The sequence below is a fragment of the Eubacterium sp. AF15-50 genome (assembly GCF_934835595.1).
Taxonomy (GTDB): Bacteria; Bacillota; Clostridia; order Lachnospirales; family Lachnospiraceae; genus Eubacterium_G; species Eubacterium_G segne.
In genome coordinates, this window is record NZ_CAKVZL010000133.1 from 1 (window position 1) to 3,724 (window position 3,724).

The window sequence follows — 3,724 nt, forward strand, 5'->3', positions numbered from 1 at the left end:
TCATTTTGGGTAATAAAATAGCCGTCCAATAAGAACGGCTGAAAATAGAAAAGGAACGTCATTTTAGGCGTTCCATAGTCTATAAGTTATTCAATTTTTTCTTGTTTCAATACTGATGTGCTGTACCATATCTTTGCATATCTAGGAAAACTTGCGTATCAAGGCTCATTCGTTAGTAGTAAATAAGTAGTAAATTGATGTGTTTGTTTCCTTGAAAATGCTGATAGATACTGTGTTTTAGCGGATAATCAGATTTTTATTGTGTTTTTATAAAGAAAAACACACTAATATATTTATAATGAAACGATTTTATGATAATATAGATATACCAATATGTCATAAAGGAGAAATAAAATGGGCAACTTAAAATATTTAGATAAAAAAGGGACATTTACCCTGAATAATCCGGATTTAACCAGCTATATGTATTTTCCGTTAGCTAATGAGGCAGGAGTTATGAGCTCCATAACACCTGATTTAGGGGGAGATATAAAATTAGACCAGAATACATTTTTGTTAGAGCCGGTTAGCAGTGAAAACCTGCACAACAACAAGTCAGTAAGAAACTTTTGGATTTACGTTGAAGGTAAAAAAGCCTGGTCTGTGGCAGGACGTTCAGCAGCACAGCAGGCTAAGTTGTTTGATGATGATAAAGAAGAAGTGAAGCTGACAGCCGGAATTATGTGGCATCAGATAGAGAGAAAATCTGATGATTTAGGGCTTAAAGCTACAGTGACATCATTTGTTCCTGAAACTAAGGACAAGGTGGAACTGACTAAAATAGAAATTACAAACATAACAGATTCACATATTAAATTTACTCCTACTACAGCTATACCTTTGTATGGACGTTCGGCTTCAAATATAAGAGATCACAGACATGTTACCTCTTTGCTTCACAGAACATTTACGGTAAAAAACGGAATAGAAATCTTTCCGACACTTACATTTGATGAGAGAGGACACAATAAAAACACTGTTTATTATGGAGCTTTGGCAAAGGAAGAAACTGACGGAGTAATGGTTTCCCCAATTAGCTTCTGTCCTGTTACTGAGGAGTTTATCGGACGTGGCGGAAATTTTGAAAATCCATATATGGTTGCCAAGAATCTGCCTCTTCCGTATGGAATTGGTGAAGAAATTGACGGCTACGAAACAGTTGCGGCAATGAGATTTGCTGATGCTGTAATCTCACCGGGAGAAACAAAAACATACATTATAGCATTAGGCTATGGTAATTCAGAAGAAGAAATAGATAAGTTAGGGGAGAAATACCTTGACACAAAGGCTTTTGACAGCTTTCTTGAAGAAACTAAAAAATATTGGCAGGATAAAATCAACGTAAGTTACAATTCGGCAGACAGTGATTTTGATAACTGGATGCATTGGGTTAATTTCCAGCCTATGCTTAGAAGAATATATGGCTGTTCATTCCTTCCTCATCATGATTATGGAAAAGGTGGAAGAGGATGGAGAGATTTATGGCAGGATTGCCTTGCCCTTCTTATTATGGAGCCAAAGCAGGTACGTCAGATGTTAATTGACAACTTTGGAGGTGTAAGATTTGACGGAACCAATGCTACTATTATAGGTTCAAAGCAGGGTGAATTTATTGCTGACAGAAATAATATTGTAAGAGTGTGGATGGATCATGGAGCATGGCCATACTTAACTACAAGCCTTTATATGCAGCAAACCGGAGATATTGAATTTTTAAATGAAGAAAATACATATTTTAAGGATGCACAAATTGGAAGAGGTGAGCATAGAGATAACCTGTGGAGTGATGGTGAAGGCAATATGCAGTTATCAGAAGACGATACACCGTACAGGGGAACTGTGGTGGAACATTTACTTATACAACACCTTACATCCTTCTATGATGTAGGAGAACATAACCATATCAGACTTCGTGGTGCTGATTGGAACGACGGTCTTGATATGGCTGAAAAACGTGGAGAAAGTGTTTCATTCACAGCGTTATATGGCGGAAATTTAAGAGATTTAGCAAAAGATATAATGACTCTTTCAAAGAAAACAGGAAAGGATACCATTTCTCTTGCAAAGGAGATTGAGGTTCTCTTAAATGCAGACAAGACAGTTTATGACAGCATAGATGAGAAACATAAAGTTCTAAATGCTTATTGTAATGCAGTGGGGCACAAGGTAAGTGGCGAAAAGGTATCAGTAGACTGTACAAAGCTTTGCAATGTGCTTAATGAAATGTCATCATGGATAGCAGACCATATTAGGAAGACTGAATGGATTACCAATAAAGAGGGAAATTCATGGTTTAACGGATATTATGATAATAGTGGAAATGCTGTTGAAGGTGATTTTTCATCAGGAGTAAGAATGATGCTTACAGGTCAGGTATTTGCCATTATGTCAGGTACTGCTACGGATGAGCAGGTGGCAAAAATTGTAAAATCGGCAGACGATTATCTTTATGATGGAACAATTGGAGGCTACAGATTAAACACAAACTTTAATGAAGTTAAAACCGATCTGGGAAGAATGTTTGGTTTCGCATTTGGACATAAGGAAAATGGAGCAGTATTTTCACATATGGCAGTTATGTATGCCAATGCACTTTACAGAAGAGGTTTTGCAAAGGAAGGATATAAAGTAATAAATACCCTTTATAAACATTGTCACAACTATAGCGTAAGCTGTATTTATCCGGGAGTTCCAGAGTACGTAAACCAGAGAGGTCAGGGAATGTATCATTATCTTACAGGCTCAGCCAGCTGGTTACTTCTTACGGTATTAAATGAAATGTACGGTATAAAAGGTGAACTTGGCGACCTTAAACTTCAGCCAAAACTTTTAAAGGAGCAGTTTAAGGATAACAAAGCAGGTGCATCCTGTCTGTTTGGTGGCGTAAACATTAATGTTACGTATGAAAATCCAAAGGGACTTGATGCAGGTGAGTATTCCGTAAAGGAAATATATATAAATAATGAGAAGTATGGCAATGGTGATGTTATTGCCAAAGAAGATATTAACAAATTAAATAAAGAGGTGCAAATTACAGCAGTTCTTGGTTAGGTAGGAAATAAAACGAAGGAAGTTCATTTTTTGTAAATGTTTCCTATCACTGGTCATTAATCAAAAGTTGATGGCAATACATATTAGCAAGAGGAGGAAATATAATGGAATGGGCAAGAGCAATTTGCTATTCAGGCTATCGTGAAGGGCAAAGTCCCCAAACCTGCACGTACCCTACATATGAGCAGATAAAAGAGGACATAAAAATTTTATACAACATGGGATTTAAGTACATAAGAATGTATGACCCCATTGTATATTCGGAAATGACATGCCAGGTAATAAGGGATATGAAGTATGATATGCAGATGATGTTGGGTCCTGACCTTATATCGGAAGTTAATAATCCTAATTGTCCGTGGCTTAAGACAAATTATTCAGATGAAGAGTTAAAGGCAAGGGCAAAGAGAAATGATGCCAATATTGATGAATTAATAAGAATTGCCAATGAAAATTCTGACATTATTAATGTTGTATCAGTAGGGAATGAAAATACTCCTAAATGGGGAGCCAATACAGTTCCTGTGGAAAGGCTTATTGAATTTGCCAAGAGGCTTAAGGCAGGAACGGGAAAACCGGTTACCTTCAATGAGGGAGCAATAGAATGGCAGGAATTAGGGAAACTGGCAAAGTATCTTGATATAATCAGTGTACATTCGTATCCTCTCTGGGG

General features: G+C 36.8%; 2 protein-coding genes. Both read left to right on the forward strand.

Annotation, left to right across the window (positions count from 1 at the left end):
* Nucleotides 1–354 precede the first annotated feature (354 nt).
* The gene (locus tag Q5O73_RS10325; protein WP_302669640.1) at nt 355–3,051 is read left to right on the forward strand and encodes a cellobiose phosphorylase; all 2,697 of its coding nucleotides are present in this window, start codon (nt 355–357) and stop codon (nt 3,049–3,051) included.
* 104 nt (nt 3,052–3,155) lie between these two features.
* Nucleotides 3,156–3,724, forward strand: a 569-nt coding sequence (locus Q5O73_RS10330) for a hypothetical protein (protein WP_302669641.1), incomplete at its 3' end; no start/stop codon positions are given.

What these genes read in the sequence shown, in the direction of transcription:
- Q5O73_RS10325 (WP_302669640.1), top strand. Translation starts at nt 355, where the DNA reads ATGGGCAACTTAAAATATTTAGATAAAAAAGGGACATTTACCCTGAAT.